Annotated in this window: 17 protein-coding genes; 6 read left to right on the top strand and 11 right to left on the bottom strand. The window is 58.3% G+C overall.

Features of this window, described 5'->3' with window-relative positions:
• Positions 1-199: 199 nt before the first annotated feature.
• Entirely contained in the window at positions 200-817 is a 618-nt protein-coding gene (locus tag FKG95_RS05340) for a bifunctional transcriptional activator/DNA repair enzyme AdaA (RefSeq protein ID WP_142895305.1), read from the top strand.
• Here the strand turns inward: FKG95_RS05340 and FKG95_RS05335 are convergent.
• From FKG95_RS05335 to FKG95_RS05315, 5 genes are all read right to left on the bottom strand, one after another.
• Positions 814-1,740: a DUF1513 domain-containing protein gene (locus FKG95_RS05335; RefSeq protein WP_179953941.1), complete on the bottom strand. Its 927-nt coding sequence runs from the start codon at positions 1,738-1,740 to the stop codon at positions 814-816. The two genes, FKG95_RS05340 and FKG95_RS05335, sit on opposite strands and share 4 nt — an antisense overlap.
• A 179-nt stretch (positions 1,741-1,919) precedes the next feature.
• A complete protein-coding gene (locus FKG95_RS05330; RefSeq protein ID WP_142895303.1) occupies positions 1,920-3,020 on the bottom strand; it encodes an imelysin family protein in 1,101 nt (366 codons plus the stop codon).
• 14 nt (positions 3,021-3,034) lie between these two features.
• Entirely contained in the window at positions 3,035-4,417 is a 1,383-nt protein-coding gene (locus FKG95_RS05325; RefSeq protein ID WP_246116695.1) for a di-heme oxidoreductase family protein, read from the bottom strand.
• A gap of 462 nt (positions 4,418-4,879) precedes the next feature.
• Complete coding sequence (locus FKG95_RS05320; RefSeq protein WP_179953940.1) at positions 4,880-6,163, bottom strand: imelysin family protein; 1,284 nt, start codon at positions 6,161-6,163, stop codon at positions 4,880-4,882.
• A 79-nt stretch (positions 6,164-6,242) separates the two neighbouring features.
• On the bottom strand, positions 6,243-6,704 hold the full coding sequence (locus FKG95_RS05315) for a hypothetical protein (protein ID WP_142895301.1): 462 nt from the start codon (positions 6,702-6,704) through the stop codon (positions 6,243-6,245).
• Between the two features lie 268 nt (positions 6,705-6,972).
• On the opposite strand from FKG95_RS05315, the gene FKG95_RS05310 reads away from it, so the two are divergent.
• Positions 6,973-7,617, top strand: a complete 645-nt coding sequence (locus FKG95_RS05310; protein ID WP_142895300.1) for a DNA-3-methyladenine glycosylase I — start codon at positions 6,973-6,975, stop codon at positions 7,615-7,617.
• A gap of 121 nt (positions 7,618-7,738) precedes the next feature.
• Here FKG95_RS05310 and FKG95_RS05305 read toward each other — a convergent pair whose 3' ends face one another.
• From FKG95_RS05305 to FKG95_RS05290, 4 genes are all read right to left on the bottom strand, one after another.
• Entirely contained in the window at positions 7,739-7,996 is a 258-nt protein-coding gene (locus FKG95_RS05305) for a DUF2312 domain-containing protein (RefSeq protein WP_142895299.1), read from the bottom strand.
• Positions 7,997-8,159: 163 nt separating this feature from the next.
• Complete coding sequence (locus tag FKG95_RS05300; RefSeq protein ID WP_218940077.1) at positions 8,160-8,465, bottom strand: DUF1244 domain-containing protein; 306 nt, start codon at positions 8,463-8,465, stop codon at positions 8,160-8,162.
• A 132-nt stretch (positions 8,466-8,597) separates the two neighbouring features.
• Positions 8,598-9,734 carry a carboxylate-amine ligase gene (locus FKG95_RS05295; RefSeq protein ID WP_142895298.1) on the bottom strand — a complete coding sequence of 379 codons (1,137 nt, stop codon included), beginning with the start codon at positions 9,732-9,734 and terminating at the stop codon, positions 8,598-8,600.
• Between the two features lie 32 nt (positions 9,735-9,766).
• Positions 9,767-10,570, bottom strand: coding sequence for an N-formylglutamate amidohydrolase (locus FKG95_RS05290; protein WP_179953939.1), 804 nt, complete (start codon positions 10,568-10,570; stop codon positions 9,767-9,769).
• Positions 10,571-10,891: 321 nt separating this feature from the next.
• Here FKG95_RS05290 and FKG95_RS05285 point away from each other — a divergent pair, with 321 nt between their 5' ends.
• The 3 genes from FKG95_RS05285 (at position 10,892) to FKG95_RS05275 (ending at position 14,311) form a co-directional block, all read left to right on the top strand.
• A complete protein-coding gene (locus tag FKG95_RS05285) occupies positions 10,892-11,692 on the top strand; it encodes a FadR/GntR family transcriptional regulator (RefSeq protein ID WP_142895296.1) in 801 nt (266 codons plus the stop codon).
• Between the two features lie 108 nt (positions 11,693-11,800).
• The gene (gene pyk / locus FKG95_RS05280) at positions 11,801-13,216 is read left to right on the top strand and encodes a pyruvate kinase (RefSeq protein ID WP_142895295.1); all 1,416 of its coding nucleotides are present in this window, start codon (positions 11,801-11,803) and stop codon (positions 13,214-13,216) included.
• A 222-nt stretch (positions 13,217-13,438) separates the two neighbouring features.
• The gene (locus FKG95_RS05275; RefSeq protein ID WP_142895294.1) at positions 13,439-14,311 is read left to right on the top strand and encodes a glycosyltransferase family 2 protein; all 873 of its coding nucleotides are present in this window, start codon (positions 13,439-13,441) and stop codon (positions 14,309-14,311) included.
• Between the two features lie 56 nt (positions 14,312-14,367).
• Here FKG95_RS05275 and rarD read toward each other — a convergent pair whose 3' ends face one another.
• Together rarD and FKG95_RS05265 are read right to left on the bottom strand one after the other, a co-directional pair.
• Entirely contained in the window at positions 14,368-15,267 is a 900-nt protein-coding gene (gene rarD, locus FKG95_RS05270) for an EamA family transporter RarD (RefSeq protein ID WP_142895293.1), read from the bottom strand.
• Between the two features lie 244 nt (positions 15,268-15,511).
• Positions 15,512-16,021 (bottom strand): tetratricopeptide repeat protein, encoded by a 510-nt coding sequence (locus FKG95_RS05265; protein WP_142895292.1) that lies wholly within the window; start codon positions 16,019-16,021, stop codon positions 15,512-15,514.
• A 140-nt stretch (positions 16,022-16,161) separates the two neighbouring features.
• Here FKG95_RS05265 and FKG95_RS05260 point away from each other — a divergent pair, with 140 nt between their 5' ends.
• Positions 16,162-17,247, top strand: coding sequence for a M14 family metallopeptidase (locus FKG95_RS05260; RefSeq protein ID WP_142895291.1), 1,086 nt, complete (start codon positions 16,162-16,164; stop codon positions 17,245-17,247).
• The last annotated feature ends 38 nt before the right edge of the window (positions 17,248-17,285 follow it).

Below are 17,285 nucleotides of genomic sequence, written 5' to 3'. Positions count from 1 at the left end.
CGCCCTTCAGAGAACCGCAAAAGCGACCTTTCCGGCGCCTTTGCAAGTCCCGCGGATGTCGTTGCGAGGACCTTGTGATGCTCCACATCACTGCAGACCTCGCGCCTAACCGTGTAACTTGCAAAGACGTCATAAAGGACACGAACTTCAGTTCCACCACACTAGTATCGGGCCGCGCCCGAGGCATAATAGGCGTATCATGAATACACAAACGGACCTGATCCCGAACCTACACATCGATCCGGAGATCTGGCGCGACTGGGAGGCCTGCGACCGTGCGCGCATTGCGAGGGACCGGCGGTATGACGGTTTCTTTTTCACCGGTGTGCGGACGACCAAGATCTATTGCCGGCCGATCTGCCCGGTGCGCTGCGCCCATTCCAAAAACGTGACTTTCTATCCCTCCGCCGCCGCCGCGGAACGGGCCGGTTTCCGGCCCTGCCTGAGATGCCGCCCGGAGACCGCGCCGGGCAGCCCCGCATGGCGCGGAACGGCAACCACAGTTGCCCGGGCTATGCGTCTGATTGAAGAGGGTTTCCTGGATCAGGAAAGCGTGGAGACCTTAGCGGATAAACTGGGGATCGGCGCAAGGCACCTCTCGCGCCTTTTCATGCAACACGTGGGTGCGAGCCCCAGCGCCATCGCCGCCACCCATCGGGTACAGGTCGCCAAACGCCTGATCGACAGCAGCGGCCGGCCGCTGGCGGATATTGCGTTCGAAGCCGGTTTCAACAGCGTCCGGCGTTTCAACGACGCCTTTCGCGCGACCTATGGCCGCCCGCCTTCATCCTTCCGGAGGCCGAAAAACCCGTCTTAGGGTCTGTTAAGCGCAATCAGATGATTGTCGAAGGCGATCTCTTCGTGCCGGCGCATCTCGCGAGAACCATCTGACGTGACCACGCCCCGCCCAGACGTAAAAACAAAGCCTCCAGCACCTGCCGCAAGTCCACAGCCGTCTTCAAGCGCGATGGCTTCACGATAGTTTCCATCGCCACCCCAGATCGTAATCAGTCCGCCGCGTGGCGAAGACACGGCGAATCTCTCGCCGTCTTTCGAAAAGGCGACTGACCCACAGTAGTTCCGCATTCTGGGCGCAACCGCTGGCGGGGCGACCTGGAAGCGCAGCCCGGTATCCCTGTCCAGTAAGGCGATCAGCGGCGGCTGCTCCAGCACGGCCCCTTCCCACTGCGCAACGGCAGCGACACAGCCATCCCCGCGCACAGAAAGATGGCGCAACGAAAGCTGACGGAGCTCGTCAGGTGGCGTGTGTCGCAGGAGCAAGTCTCCGCTCGTTGCGTCTATGAACGCAATGGAAGGCGCCATCTCGGCCAGATTGAGCTTCATGCGCGGCGCATCGGGATGGGTCAGAATACCGCCATTGGCCACGACGAGCGTTCTCCCATCAGGCATGAGAGCCATCTCGTGAGGGCCAATGCCGTGGCATGGAAACTCACCGACGCGCCGGTAGCCGTCTCGGGCATCGTAAAGGCCGATAACACCGCGCTCGCCGTCGAAATCATTCTCCGTCGCGAAGAGGATAGCGCCATCACGCGAATAGCAGCCGTGGCCGTAAAAATGCCGGTCTCGACGGGACGGTATCAGCTGGCGCGTCATTCCTGTCCCGGTATCCAAGACCAGGGCAAAGGTACCCGGGCGGCGGGCAAATATCACGGCATCCCGCGTTCCCGGCCTCAAGGCAGCACCGTGACCACGCTCCGGAAGCGCAAACTCGGCGAGCAACTCGCCGTCACTACTCAGAATCGCTCCCCCGTGTTGCCCCCCATCACGCGTAGCGGATGTCAGAAACAGAGGTCCCTCTTCACGTCGGGAGTGAGCTAAGGCGCCTTGAGCTGCAAGGGACGAGAGGATACTGCCGCCACACAAACCAAGCGCATGCCTGCGGGTCAGGAGTTTCAAGTTCAGTCGCCGTCCAACGCATTGAAGCCCAACGAGAGACCAAGGGTGTTGGCGAGGTTACCGGATGATCGAAGTTGAAGATCCTCGGCAAGAAACCGCAGGTAATCCATTTTCGGGCGTAGCGCCTTATCCGTCGCTGCTTCAACGAAGGGTTTTTCGATCCCTTTGAGGGTCACAAGTGCCTGCTCGTAAGAGGTCATCAGGGTCTTATCGAGCCCCTCATCCACCGACTTGACGTAAGCCGAGATGCCGCTCTTTGTGTAGAGCTCCATCAGCGTCTCGAAGTTCGCATCCAGGGCATCCAGCGTGGTCCCGGACCGCCAGAATTCGGCGCGCTTGGGACGGGCCTTCTCAAGCGTTTCGCCAAGTGGTGCCACCAGTTTACGCTCGTGCAGGAACTGCAGGCCTGCACTCAGGGATTTCATGACCTCCAGAGCAGCTTCGCGATGATCCCGATACAGCGGGTTCTCGGGTCCCGGCGTTCCAAGCAGGCGCGGAAAGTCCTTATCTGCCGCCCAGTCAGCCTCGACGGAGCTCGAGATTTGCACCAGATTATCGGTGATGGCCTGGGCGTATTCGCAGCGAAAGACCGCTTCTTCCCGGTCTTCCGCAGGAGCCATTGTCATGAGGCGTTCAAGGGCCGTCAGCCCCTGCAATGCAATAGATTTTTTCGCCAAGGTCTCCGCGTTGATCACGGTTGCATCACGCTTTACCAGAACCGCGGACATTTGACGGGACGTGAGGTTTTTGGGATCGGGCCAAAAGGAAATACGCTCATAGCGGTTTTCATCTTTCACCGGGCCGAACCGAATATGTTGAACAGACACCCAGGCTGACGCCACATCCATGAAGGACTTTGTGATCGTGGGCGTCGTTACGCCCTCGTCGGTCCGGCAGGCGGCCTTCATGATCAGTGCCAGATTTTTGCTGGCCTTCGCCATCCGGCTGTAGGCGGGACGGATATGTCCCGTCACTGTCGCCTGAACGATGGCCGCATAATCCGGCTTTGCGCCGTCACCCTCCGCCTCTGCCGCGACGCCGGGTCCAATGTTGACCGCGCCGGTCGCAAAAAGACTAAAAATCAGAACCTTATATCCGCGCATCTGCCGAGATCCTGTTACAGTGATCCAACGAAAGCCAAAAGGGCTTCTCGTTCCCCAGGGGTCATGTCGACAACTTTTTGCCGAGACTGCTCCGCTTCGCCGCCGTGCCAGAGAATTGCTTCAAGCAGATTCCGGGCCCGGCCGTCGTGGAGGAACTTCGTATGGCCATTGACCGTCTCGGTCAAACCTATTCCCCAAAGCGGCGCTGTGCGCCACTCCCGGCCATTGGCCTTCCACTCGGGCCGGTTGTCGGCCAGCCCCTCGCCCATATCGTGCAGCAGCAAATCGCTGTAGGGCCAGATCAGCTGAAAAGCATGAGCCTCGGGCTGGGCATCGCGCCGGGTCACGAATTTCGGTGTATGACAGGAAACGCATCCGGCGTCGTAGAAAAGCGCCTTGCCCGCCAGGACATCGGGATCATCCGGATCGCGCCGTGCCGGGACCGCAAGATTTCGGGCGTAGAAGGTCACGAGGTCAAGCACATTGTCGGGCGCTTCCACCTCGCCGAACGCCAATTGCACCCCATCGGGCGCACTGCGGCAGTCTTCCTGCTGCTCCGTGCACTCCCCCCAATGTGCTGGTGTCATACTGGTCGAGATCCCGATATCGCCGGTAAAGGCGTGCGCCGATTGTTGGCGAACTGTCGGATTACCCGCTTTCCAGCCAAAACGCCCGACAAGCATCTTGCCGCTCTCATCGTCGCGCACCCAGTTGGGGCGCCCCGAGATGCCGTCGCCATCGGCATCCTCCGGGTCCGCAAGCGCCAGAAGATCCCCCTCGTGGATTGCTTCCAGCAGCCCAAGACCGATCATTTGATTGGCAACACGGGGACTTAGCAGGGTGTCGGGGCTTAGGGGGCCATAGGCGAGCTCATCGATCGAATAGCTCGGCTTACGCAGATAGATCGTCTCTCCGCCGTTGAGCGTGACGGGCAGTTCCTCGTAACGAATGACCATTCTGCCTTCGGCACTGTGACCCGGGACCGCAAAATTCTGGAGCTGTGTTCCGTAGGTCGGTTCAGGGATAAGACCGATCTCCCCCGCCCGCAGTGCCGCCTCCTGCGCTTCGGTCCCCGGCGGCACGGACAGACGCAAGAACATGGAAACTGCATCGTCACCCTCGGCAGGCGGACGGCCGCGGCCGTCTTTCAAATGGCAATGCTGACAGGCGCGCGCGTTGAACAGCGGCCCCAGACCATCCGAGGCCCGTGTCGAGGCAGGTGAGGAAACCCAGATTTTCTTGAAAATACCGTTTCCGACTTTTGCCAGCTGCTCTTCTTCGAAGGAGAGATTGCTCAGGAAATGCGAAAAGGCGTCGGCGTTGAAATGCTTCTTGGAGGTCCCCGCACCCGCTGGCCAGCGCTCGAACTTTTCCGCTTTCGAAAAGTCATCTGTCAAAGCTGTGACAGATTCGATTTTCAACCTATCCGCGCTATTTAGATCATCGCGATGGGCGAGTACCGCTGCGGCAGCGGCAGCTGTGACAGCGCAAAAAAGAGCTGCGCCTGTGATCACAGATGGCAAATGCATCGCCGATTAACTTTCTTACTTCTCAATAAGATAGACGGGGGACACTCACTCCGCCCTGTCGTCTTCCCGCCTTTGAGTGGAAAGACTTCGCCACACGCGCGCTAGCTTAGCACCGGTCTTGCAAAGCTTAAAGTCCTGTCTATGACATTTTTGAGGTCAACCGCGCTGGTAGAGTAACCGCGACGGTGCACAAGGTCCGTTCGCTAGCTTGCTGGACTGCGTTTGAGCGCTCGACCGATCAGGCAAAAAATTGGGGGGACAGACAAAGTCAGTGAGAGGTGGATCACTGTGTCTGTCCCCCCGCCCGCGGAGAGGGTGGAGAGGCCTGGCTTACTGGAAGACCGCGGAAGGATCATCCAGGCTGTCGGAGCCTTCGAAGGCAATGTTGTTCAGCTTCAGGGCCGCAACAGCGCGCTCGATCGAGGTGGTCTGCGAGACTAGGGCGTCGATGACGCCTTGCACCGCGGCATTTCCTTTTTCGTTACCCTCGCCGATCATCTGATCGTAAGCCTCGATGGTCTCCGCCCGGCGCACCATGCTCTCGGCAGCGATCAGGGTCTGGTTGAGCTTACCGCTCAGTTCTGCGTCAACCCCGCTGTCGGCAGCGGAGACAAGATCACCAATGCTGGGTCCCTCGACGACCGAGCCGTCGATCCGGCGATAGCGTCCGTTATAGACGTTTAGAATACCCACAACGTTGTAATAGTGCGAATTGTGCGTGTTGTCGGCGAAGCAATCGTGTTCTTCTTCCGGATCATTGAGCAACAGGCCCAGCTTCATACGCTCGCCGGCCAGTTCACCGTAAGAGAGTGAGCCCATACCGGTCAGGATCGTCGCAAGTCCGGTGTCTTCGCCGTTCTGGGCCAAAGCAACACGTGCAGCGGCACCGGGCTGCCAGTTGGCGACCATTTCCTCCAGATCTGCGATCAGAAGGTTCGTCGCAGCCGTCAGGTAGGAAACACGGCGATCACAGTTCCCACCCGTACAGTTGGCGGGATCGAAGTCCGTCGCGGGACGATTGCCCGCGCCGGCGCCGGTGCCATTCAGGTCCTGCCCCCAGAGCAGAAACTCGATGGCGTGGTAGCCGGTCGCGACATTGGCCTCAACCTCGCCGGCCTCCTGTAATTCCTCCGCCAGAAGAGCCGGAGTAATCTGGCTGGCGTCAATCTCCTGACCGGCCACTTTCAGCTTGGGATTGGCAATCACATTGACAGTATAGAAGGCGTTCTCGTCGGACTCGGTGCCATAGCTGGTCGCGACGTAATCGATCAGGCCCTCATCGAGCGGCCAGGCATTTACCCGGCCTTCCCAGTCATCAACGATGGCATTGCCAAAACGGTAAACCTCTGTCTGCTGATAGGGTTCGCGCGCGGCAAGCCACGCCGCACGGGCTTGCAACAGTGTTCTATCCGACGGCGCGGCAACAAGGGCATCAACAGCAGACTTCAGGGTTTGTGCCGTGATCAGCGAGTCTTCATAGCCGGCAAGTGCAATGTCCCCGTACGTCCGCAGCACGTCTGCTTTGGAGGGCGCCGCCTGCGCCACTGCGGGCAACGCCATCTGAGACGCCGCCACAAGACCTGCCGCCACCACGAGACCGATCTTATTTGTCATGTTCTTTTCCGCCTTAAGTTTTTTCGTTCGAGTGTTCAAACCTTGGACCGAACTTTGCCGGTCTGCGTTCTACAAATGCTTAGTGCAGCGTTACCTGCTCATCCTTTGGCACGGGCTGCGCGCCGGAGAAAGACTTCCATTCCCGCTGGTGTGGCACCTCCACCCCACGCTCGGAAAGCACGGTCGCGAGATCGAGCGCCCGTTCCACCAGTGCATCCGCCATCGGATCCTGGACCATCTCTAGGGCATAACTGCGCACGAGGTCACGCCGCCCGGCCTGGGCCGCTCCGACGAGAGACGTCAGGAGCGCTTCATCGGCACCGACACAGGGGCAGCAGGGCTGATGATAGTGAACAGCCCGGCGCGCGCCTGAACGAATGGCATCGACCAGCCGGATAAAGCTCGTCAGGATCGGCCGCGCCGGCTCCGCACCGAAACGCACGGCGAACTCGTTCCATACGGTCGACCAGTTCTGCTCACCGCTCAGCCAGCGACGGAATGACCAGACAACAAGCTGTTGTCCGTCGCTCAATTCGCTCATCCAAGCTTTACCTGCGTCTTGCGGGTGGGTCATCGTATTCGTCAAAGTTAATAAGAATGATTTGCATTTGCAGTAAAGAGTGTTTTGTCGAGTCTGTCAACGGCTTCGGAAGGACTAATTGAATTTTTATTCCGCACGTGGGGTAAAGCCCCTTTATCCCCCATTCCCCCTCCAATAGAGTTGCCTAACGCTTTGTTTGGCTGAGAAAAAAACTTACTCGCTCTGATATTGGTCGGAGCTAAACCCGTGTCTTGAGGCTGGTCATCACGTGACGGAAACGACAGAAATTGAAGGTCTGGTCAGAGGCGATGACGGACATTGCCGCTGCTGGTGGCACGGGGGCCACAAGGACTATCTGGCCTATCACGACAGCGAGTGGGGCCAGCCCGTCGGGGACGACAGGCGTCTTTTCGAAAAGGTTTGCCTGGAAGGCTTCCAGGTCGGTCTATCCTGGCTCACAATCCTGCGAAAGCGCGAGAGCTTCCGGGCTGCGATGGCCGGCTTCGACTTCGAGCGCCTGGCTGATTTCGGCGAAACGGACATCGCGCGCCTGACCGCAAATGCAGACATCATCAGAAACCGGAAAAAGATCGAATCGGCCATCAACAATGCCCGCCGGGCGCGCGCCTTACGGGATGAGTTCGGTTCGCTGGCCGCGTATTTCTGGCAGTTCGAGCCGCCGAGCGACGCGCGTCCACAGCGCCTGACGAAGGAAGTCCTCCTCGCCATGCCCGCGACCGAGCACTCCACTACCTTGTCCAAAGACCTCAAGAAACGCGGATGGAGCTTCGTGGGACCGACGACCATCTACGCCTTCATGCAGGCCATGGGCCTGGTCAACGATCACCTGGAAGGATGTTTTCGCCGCGACGCGTTGGAGGCTGAGCGTGCAGCCTTTAACAGGCCCGAATGAAAGCAGCCGCCTGTTCAAACAGTGCCAAGTCTCTCATCAAGCCAGGCGTTCGACCAAAAACCAGGCGTTCGATCAAAAACAAGTTACAAGTCTCAAGTTTCGAATCCCGGGCGACGCCGGCTTATTCGGCCGACTCCGTCAACCCCAGGGCGTGCTTGTATAGCTCCAGGATTGCTTCCTGCTCCTGGCGGTCCTGCTCGTCCATTTTACGCAGCCGCACGATCTGCCGCATGATTTTGCTGTCGTAACCGTTGCCTTTGGCCTCGGCATAGACTTCGCGAATATCCGTTGCCGTCGCAGCTTTTTCCTCTTCGAGCCTTTCGATTCGCTCGATGTAGGACTTTAGCTGATCCGCACCGATACCACCGACATCCGCCATTCAATCTCTCCTGTCTCCCAGCCGCTCCGGTGCTGACCGGTGGCCCTTTTAAGTTGCAGGCGCGCAGGTCTTATCACTGCGGCGACCTTCCGTAAAATAGCGGCGCAGACTATCTCCGCCGCCCGGCTCAGGCAACGGGACTGGGAACAAAAAAGGAAAAAAATTAGCTGTGGTGTTTGTGTGACACTTCGAAAGCCGCTTTTTGCTCTGGCGTGGCCTCTGTCTGGTGTTTGCTCTTCCACTCGGAGTAAGGCATGCCGTACACGGTTTCGCGTGCCGCATCGTAATCAAGATCAAGCCCGCGCTCCTCAGCGGCGGCCAGATACCATTTGGAGAGACAGTTTCTGCAGAACCCACTCAGGTTCATAAGGTCAATGTTCTGAACGTCGGTTCTCTCGCGCAGGTGCGATACCAGGCGGCGAAAAGCAGCGGCCTCGAGTTCGGTTTGTGTTTTCTGATCGATCGACATGGTTAACTGGCTCCCATCCGTCCTGGAAACTTAATTTCTCAGACATTTTAATACAGCGACCGGGCCAGAGGGAAACGCCGTTTGCCCGGATGACATCAACTCTACTTGAGGCTTTCACGGCCAGGAAACAAGTCAGAGGCCGCTTACCGTCTCCTCGATCAGGAAATCTACGACCTGCCGCAAGGCTTCCGGCTTTTCGGCGCCGTTTTCCACGGCCGCGTTGAAAATAGCCACTTGCCGGTGTGCCGAAGTCCCCCGGGCGATAATCTGGCGGGCGTGAGCGGCCTCGTCCCAGCAGTCGAGCGCTTTCGCGTGTTCCTCGATCAAACCGAGGATTTCCTCCAGCAGCTCGGCGTATGGAAAGATCTCGCCCTTGCCGAAATCGATCAGACCTTCGTCTAGGCCGTAACGCTGCGCCCGCCAGCGGTTTTCCTGGATCAGCATATTGGCGTAGCGCCGCCAGCGCTGGTTCGACCGCTTCAGTGTGTAGAGCATCCGTAAGAGGCTGACGTAGATGGCCGCGACAGTCACGCTGTCGGCAATGTTTGTACAGGCGTCTGCGATCCGCATCTCCAGCGTCGGGAAGCGCGCTGAAGGCCTGACATCCCACCAGAGCTTGCTGCCATCCTCAATCACGCCCGCTCTCACCAGGGCGTTCAGGTGTCGCTCATACTCATCAAAACTATCGAAAGTCTCGGGCAAACCGGTGCGCGGAAGCTCGTTGAACACGGAGAGACGATAGGACTTCAGGCCTGTGTCTTCCCCCTTCCAGAAAGGCGACGAGGTTGTCAACGCCAGCAGGTGTGGCAGAAAATAGGCAATCTGTCCGGTCAGATCGTTGCGCAGATCATCATCGTCCAGGCCGACATGGACATGCATGCCGCAAATCAGCAGGCGCCGCACCACGCCCTGCATATCCCGCGCGAGATCGTCGTAGCGCTCACGCGGCGTGTGCTTTTGAGCGCCCCAGGCGGCGAAGGGATGGGTCGAGGCAGCGATGGGCGCCAGGCCGTATTCGCCGGCAACCTCCGAGATGTTTTTGCGCAGGAATGCAAGTTCCGATGCAGCTTCCTTGATCGTATTGCATTTACTGGTGCCGACTTCGATTTGCGACTGCAGGAATTCCCGGCTCACGCGTTGATCGAGCCGCCGCTCGCATTCATCCATCAAGCCGTCAGGCGCTTCGATCACCAGATCCCGGCTCTCACGATCGACCAGGAGATACTCTTCTTCAATCCCGATGGTAAAGCTGGGTTCCACATGCTCCATGGCGAAACTCTCCCGTTATTGGCCGTTCCTCTCTAGAGGTGAGGCTTCTTGTAAAGTTCGGGGTTCTTCAAGGTCTCGCGCAAGACCTGCCCCAGTGTTGCCGCCCACTCCCGCGCACCGTGGTGTGTGTCGATCAGGTCCTGACGCACCTCGATCAACACGTTCGCAAGGCCACGGGCATCGCCATGGGCCTCGGTCGTGTAACCGAACCCAATCCGGCCGGAATAAGGCTCATTGTCGCCGACCATAATCCCGGAAGCGCGGAGGCGATCGATCAGCGGCTGGGCCAGACGACCGTCCTCGTTCCAAAGCACGCCAATTTTCCAGGGCCGCTCCACCCCTTCCATTACAGGGGTAAAACTATGGAGTGAGATCAGGACGGGTTCGACGCCGGTGGCCTCAGCGCGCTCATCGAGAGTGCGGGCGATTGCGTTTTGATAAGGATAAAAAAAGGTCTCAAGCCGCGCCTGACGATCGGTTGCGGAGATTGCCCGGTTCCCGGGGATCGTGACGCCATCACTGATATCCGGAATCGAGGAATCGTGGTCCAGCTTCCGATTTGGATCAACAACCAGACGGGAAAAATGACTGATTACGGCAGGCGCATTCAGGATGCCGGACAAATGCCGCGTAACATCGGCAGCGCCGATATCCCACGCAATGTGGCGTGCCAGATCAGTCTCATCGAGGCCCAGCCTGCTGAGAGCCCGTGGAATAAAACGGGTGGCATGGTCGCACACCAGAACAACAGGCGCGGTTCCATCTTCACGAAGAATTTCAAAGGGCGCGGGTTCATCCTGCGCCAGTAGTCCGGCCTGCGATCCGTCCCTTTGCATCGGAGCATCCATCAAACTGTGTGAAACCCTTGAGACTCGGCGATTTTCCAGAACAAGAAGATCTTTCGGCACATCTGGAACGCTCTCTTCATGCCTTCAACACTCCCGCAACACCCTCGAAGCAAAAAGGCCTGAATCCGGCCAAATATAGCAAAGCGATTGATTTGACGAAGAATGGTCACAGATTACAAGCTAATTAGAGTTGTGTAACGCCGCCGGGCACTGCTTGACCTTTCTTACAACTGCACTCATAAAACGGCCGCGGGTTCACCTCCGCGTTGCTTATGCAGATCTCCCAGCGGTAATACAGGAAGTAAGTCCGTGCAGAACAGAGATGAGAGCAATCCGCCGGACAATGACGCCCGGTTTCAGGAAATCCCGCGTGAGCGGGTCGCCGACAGGGTCGCTCAGGAGCTGATGAAGCTGATCGCCACGGGCAAGCTCATGCCCGGTGAACGACTTCCCGGTGAGCGGCAACTGGCAGAAATGATGAACGTGAGCCGGGTTTCCGTGCGTGCCGCTCTGCAACAGTTAAAAGCCAAGGGCTTCGTCATTGCGGTTCAGGGCGGCGGAACCCGGGTGATTGCTGCTTCCGACGATCAGGACTCAGCCCTGGCCGCGCTTGTTCGCGAAAATCGCAAGAACCTGCGCGACTTCGCCCAGATCCGTGTCGCGATCGAGGCCTGGGCGGCCCGTCAGGCGGCTGAAAACGCGACTGACGAGCAGATTGCCGAAATCAAGCATGCACTCGACGTCATGACCGACCCAAAGCGGCCGGAAGAATACAAAGCAGAGGATGACGTCGCTTTTCACATGGCCGTCGCCAAAGCCGCAGACAGTGTCGTTTACATGCACCTGATGAGCGGCATGGGAGATATCTTGCGCGAGACGCTTGATTACCATCGCTACAAACTTCTGGCGACTCCGGCAGACGACCGCGTTTTTCTACAGCAGCACCGCAAGATCTTTGAAGCGATTCAAGATGGGGACGGTGATGCCGCTGCGCAGGCAATGACCGTGCATGTAAAGCGCGCGCTGTCCGCGTACTCCGACCCGCAAGAGCTTGAAAGATCCATCCTGGATGAGGATGCATCCGGGCTGGCGTTAAGCGGCCAGCTTTAGATTACGCACTCCAACCGCAGGCGCCTGATGGGAACTTTTCCCCAAATTCAGCGCGCAATAATCTATATTTAACTTTCGCATCCCCGAAATAAAGTTATTCTCTGCGCCATGAGAAGACAAAGAAAAGCCAAGATTCTTGCGACGCTCGGACCAAGCAGTTCGAGCCCCGAGATGATCCGCTCCCTGTTCGAGGCAGGGGCGGATGTGTTCCGTTTAAATTTCAGCCATGGTTCACACGCAGACCATCAGCGAAATGTCAAAATCATCCGGGATCTGGAGAAGGCAACCGACCGCCCCATCGGGATTCTCATGGATTTGCAAGGCCCGAAGCTGCGGGTCGGCAAAATGAAAGACGGCGCTGCCACGCTCGTAGCCGGTCGCCCGTTTCGGATCGATCTTGATGATGCGCCAGGTGACTCGACCCGTGCGCCCCTGCCCCACCCGGAGGTCTTCGCGGCTTTGGAGGTGGGCACGGATCTTCTGCTGGACGACGGTAAACTCAGGCTTCGCGTCACCGAATGCGGTAAGGATTTTGCCGAGACAGTCGTCGAGACCGGTGGCAGTCTCTCGGACCGGAAAGGCGTGAACGTCCCGGGCGTCATACTCCCGATCTCACCGCTCACGGAGAAAGACCGCAAGGACCTGCGTTTCGGGCTTGATCTTGGTGTCGACTATGTTGGGCTGTCCTTCGTTCAGCGCCCTGAAGACGTTGCGGAAGCACGCCGTCTGATCGCCGGCCGCGCCGCCATTATGTCAAAGATCGAAAAGCCGGCTGCTGTCGAAGCCCTGTCTGAACTGGTTGAGCTTTCAGATGCAATCATGGTGGCGCGCGGAGACCTGGGCGTCGAGATGCCGCCTGAGGAGGTCCCCAGCCGGCAGAAGCAGATTATCCAAACCTGCCGATTGGCGGGCAAGCCGGTCGTGGTCGCGACACAGATGCTCGATTCGATGGTCCATGCGCCTGCGCCGACGCGGGCGGAGGCCTCGGACGTGGCTACGGCAGTCTACGATGGCGCCGACGCGGTAATGCTGTCCGCGGAATCGGCGGCAGGCGACTATCCGCTTGAAGCCGTCGGGATGATGGGGCGGATCATCGAGCGCACTGAAGCGGACCCCTCCTACAAGAAGGTGATCCACGCTCTGACTCCGGAGCCCGAGGCAACGGCGCCCGATGCAATCTCGGTCGCGGCAGCCCAGGTCGCCAACACGATTTCGGCAGCAGCCATCGTCAGCTACACGACTTCTGGCTCAACCGCCAAGCGGGCGGCGCGGGAACGGCCCGATGTTCCGATCCTTGTTCTCACTGAGAATATTCATACCGCACGCCGGCTGGCGGTCACCTGGGGGGCGCATTGCGTCCATACTTCGGACGTCCACAATTTCCAGGAGATGGTCGAAAAGGCCTGCCGGATTGCCGTTCACGAGGAGTTTGCGGTGACCGGCAACAAGCTGGTCATCACCGCGGGCGTTCCCTTCGGAACGCCGGGCGCGACGAACGTCCTGCGTATTGCCTGGGTCGGCTAGATCAGATCAAGCTGAGAGTTAGAGCATATTCCGATCATACGGAATATGCTCTAGAACTACACGTAAGGCACAGATTGTTGAGGTGCCCATTGCAGTCCCTGAAGCCTTGAGGTAATTCACCTCTCGGCACCAATACTGGCCACAGCGGGTTATGCTTGACCGGAACGGCACAGTGGTTTCGTGAATGCATGCTAACGCGCTCAAAGGCCGGATTTTTCGAGGATGAGGGCAATCACAGAATCACCCGCAGCATCGGTTATCGTAACAACTTATAACTGGCCTGAAGCACTGGCGATGGTCCTCGAGTCGCTGCGCCTTCAGACGAACCGCGATTTTGAGATCGTGATCGCGGACGATGGCTCCCGCCAGGAAACGAGAGATCTCGTCGAGCGCTTTCGGGAGAGCAGCAGTCTGCCCGTCAAACACTTCTGGCAGGCAGATGAAGGCTACCGGCCAAGCCGCAGCCGCAACGGTGCCGCCAAGCTTGCCAGCGGGAAATACCTGATATTCATCGATGGCGACTGCTGCCTTTTGCCCGACTTTGTCGACAGCCATCTCGCGCTGGCTGAAGAAGGATGGTTCGTTGCGGGACGGCGCTGTTACATCAGATCCGGACCGACGGAGCGGATTTTCCGCAAGTCTTCGAAGATCTACCGCTGGCCGAAGATGTTGTGGTTCCTGCTCGCCCTGACCGGACGCTGCAACCGCCCTTTTCAGTTCCTGCCCTTGCCGGTATCGGAGGAGAAGCGCAAGCGGCGCCCAAAGGCCTGGGAAAAGGTCCAGACCTGTAACCTGGGCCTTTGGCGCAAAGACTTCGTCGCGGCAGACGGTTTCGACATCAGCTATCACGGTCACGGGCTGGAAGACTCGGACTTCGTACTGCGATTGATCCGCACGGGTGTGCAGCGGAAAGACGGCGACTATACCTCGCCCGTGCTGCATCTCTTTCATCGTCGCCGGGACTCGACCACGGCTGACGGTGTGCATCCAAATGCACTGCGTTTCGCGGAACTTGAAAGAAGCGACCGATATCTGCCGGTCAGTGGTTACAAAGACACACTCGCTCAGGAAGCGGGCTCGGCAAACCAGCAGTAAGCGTAACTCCCTGCAGGAGAGCTTGAGATGCTCGAATCCCCATATGCTGGCCGGCGTTAGGCTGGCGAGGACAGTCTGCGCCGGGCCAGCAGCCAGGACTGGGCAGAGTAGATAACCAGGGCCATCCAGATACAGCTGAAGGTCACAACATGTGCCCAGGTAAAAGTCTCGCCAAACACCAGGATAGCCAATCCAAACTGGCAGGTCGGAGCGAGATACTGAAACAGCCCGATCGTCGAATAGTTCAGCCGGCGCGCACCTGACGTAAACCAGATCAGCGGCATGGCGGTAACAATTCCGGCCATCACAAGCAGTAGGTCTGTTTGGAGATCAACCCTGCCCAGGCTCCCCTGCCCGTTCATGGACAGGTATAGGATGTACCCAAGTGCCAAAGGCAGGACCATTGCAGTCTCGGCAAACAGACCATCCACCGATTCGACTTTAATCGTCTTGCGAACCAGCCCGTAGAATCCAAAGGTAAATGCAAGGAGGAGTGAAACCCAAGGCACGCTGCCACTTTGCAACGCAAGATTCAAAACACCTATGGCCGCTAGCCCAACGGCAATGCCCTGCCACCTGCTCAGGCGCTCGCGCAGGAAAAACATGCCGAGTACGACATTCACCAGCGGATTGATGTAGTAGCCCAGGCTGGTTTCCAGCACCCGCTCTGCCGCAACCGCCCAGATAAAAAAGAACCAGTTTATCGAGATGAACAGAGTGCTCAGCAACAGCATGTAGAGTGTTTTTCGGTCGCGCAGCGCCTGCCTCAGCGGACGCCAGCGCCGCGCGACGGTCAGCAGCACTGCCAAAAAGACGACCGACCAGAGAACACGGTGGGCTAAAACTTCAAAAACCGGGATTGTGTCAACTGCCTTGAAATAGAGCGGGTTGATCCCCCAGAGAATAAAGGCACCCAGCGCGTAAGCAGCCCCCAAACGCGTCTCTTTTTTTGACATTAAGCTTCCCGACACGCCGCCATTTCAGCGGTCACCCCCATTTTTCACGGGCGAGATACTATCCCTGGCATGGCGGAGCGCACAGCCCTCGTTCCGCATAGCAGCTATGTCCGGCCGCGCCTGGGGTTTCTTCTGATAAAGCGCCGGTCAGGGGCACGTACGTCATGCAAAGCGACGATGGGCTTGGCTTGCAATAGTGAGGACAAAGGGGTCGGGCCCGACTCAAGGCACAAGATTCTTCGACCTAGATGGCGCGATCCTCGAGGCGCTGCCGCAGGACTTCGGCATTGTGCCGTGCCGCAGGCAGGAAAGGATTGATAACGAGCGCATCCTCAAAAGCTTCCAGCGCCTGCGCGTCATCTTCCAGTTCAATATAGATCAGGCCACGCCCGGCAAGCGCGCCAAAATGCCGGGGCTCAAGGGCGAGTGTCTTCTCAATGTCGGCCAGTGACTGCTCGTACTGTCCCATGAGATAGTAGAGTGTCGCGCGCTTGTTCCAGCCCTCCGCAAAATCCGGAGCAATCGTAACAATCTGATCGAAGGAACGCAGCGCCCGCTTGTAGTCCTGACGTCCCATGGAATCGACGCCGTCGCGCATCAGCAGATCGATAGCGTTGTCACCGGATTGAACCCAAATGTTCCAGATAACAAATTCTACACCCTTGGCGTCGCTGATCGATTCGACGTTCTTGAGCTTGTCAAAGAGATCATCCAGCCGGGAATCCCGCTGATCCGCCCAGGCAGGCGCACCCAATAAAACTATTAGGGGAAGAAATATTCGAAGAATCGCAGTTGCCGATAGTGTTTTCACGCTGTTAATTATGACCCATGCGATCGATAAACCAAAGCGTTACGCAGAAAAAAGTGATCACAAATGTATGAGGGTTTTAACAGATGAGCGTCAGCGGTTACTTTTCGAAGGATTATGGGCAGGCTCGAGAACGCTTCATTGAAGCCAGTAGCCAGGCCGACGCCACCCTCTCGTCATACCAGTGCCCAAGCAAAGGACCAGACGGCGAGACGCTGACCACAGACGTCGCCTGGCACGGCGACCAGGATGCCGAACGCGTGCTGGTGACCATTTCCGCGACTCACGGCGCGGAGGGTTTTTGCGGCTCCGGCGTCCAGACCGGATGGTTAGAAAGCGGACTCTACCGCGATCTGCCCGAAGGCCTGGCGCTCATGCAGATCCACGCGATAAACCCGCACGGCTTTGCCTGGTTGCGCCGGGTGACGGAAGACAACATCGATCTCAACCGGAATTTCGTCGACCACGGCGGCAGCTATCCGCAAAACAGCGCCTATGATGAACTGGCGGATGTCATCTGCCCGCCCACATGGGACGATGCAACCATTGCCGAGACCTACAAAACCCTGCGCAGCTACGCGGACAACCATGGGGAAAAGGCTCTCCAAGCGGCAATCTCCGGCGGTCAGTATAGCCATGCGGACGGACTCTTTTTTGGCGGGAATCAGATCACCTGGTCTCACGAAACGCTGATGAAGATCTTTACGGATAAGCTCTCGAACGCTCAAAAAGTCGCTGTCGTCGACTACCACACGGGCCTTGGCCCCAGGGGACACGGCGAACGGATCTGCTGTCACAAGCCCGAAAGTCAGGATCTCAGGCGAGCAACGGACTGGTACAAGGACGACATCACCTCGCCCTACCTTGGAACCTCCTCGTCAGTCGAACTACATGGCGTCAACGTCTTCGGTATGGAAGACAATTTGAAGCACGCGGATCTGACGGTGATTGCCCTGGAGTACGGGACTCAGTCTTCGCAAGAAGTCAATCAGGCCCTGCGGGCCGACAACTGGCTGCATCTTTACGGGGACCTGAATTCAGCAAAGGGTCGTGGGATCAAGCGGCAGATCCGCGACGCCTTTTACCAGGACGCCGACGACTGGAAGTCCGATATCTGGAACCGTGCCGTCGAGACGCAGCGGTTAGCGCTCGAGGGACTGTCCGGGACGTAGAGCGCGTCATGTTTTAACGGAAACACTCCGTGTTTTCG

Source organism: Denitrobaculum tricleocarpae (genome assembly GCF_007004665.1).
GTDB lineage: Bacteria > Pseudomonadota > Alphaproteobacteria > Kiloniellales > Kiloniellaceae > Denitrobaculum > Denitrobaculum tricleocarpae.
The sequence above is the reverse complement of the archived record's forward strand: the minus strand, read 5'-3'. Positions and strand labels throughout refer to the sequence as shown.